This is a genomic window from Liquorilactobacillus mali, assembly GCF_001437155.1.
GTDB classification, from domain to species: domain Bacteria; phylum Bacillota; class Bacilli; order Lactobacillales; family Lactobacillaceae; genus Liquorilactobacillus; species Liquorilactobacillus mali_A.
In genome coordinates this window covers 1-212 of record NZ_JQAR01000078.1, presented here as the reverse complement: position 1 = coordinate 212, position 212 = coordinate 1, and the positions used below count along the sequence as shown (strand labels likewise).

Sequence of the window (212 nt, the reverse complement as noted above, 5' to 3'; positions counted from 1 at the left end):
GGTAGATTGCAAATTTAATCCGAATTTTTGGACAAATTTGTCAGCATAACCTGATACGGTGTTTGCCAGTCGAGTATTTTAAGCGGTCGCTGGTTAATTTGGAGTAACGTCGTCGTTAAATCTTGAGCACTAATGTGCTCAAAACGAGTCCCTTTAGGATAAAAATAACGTAAATTCCGATTAAAGCGTTCATTACTACCACGTTCAGCTGG

At 39.2% G+C, this 212-nt stretch carries 1 pseudogene; it reads right to left on the bottom strand.

Annotation, left to right across the window (positions count from 1 at the left end):
- Positions 1-14: 14 nt before the first annotated feature.
- A pseudogene (locus IV36_RS11800) lies at positions 15-212 on the bottom strand (IS30 family transposase); the annotation flags it as partial.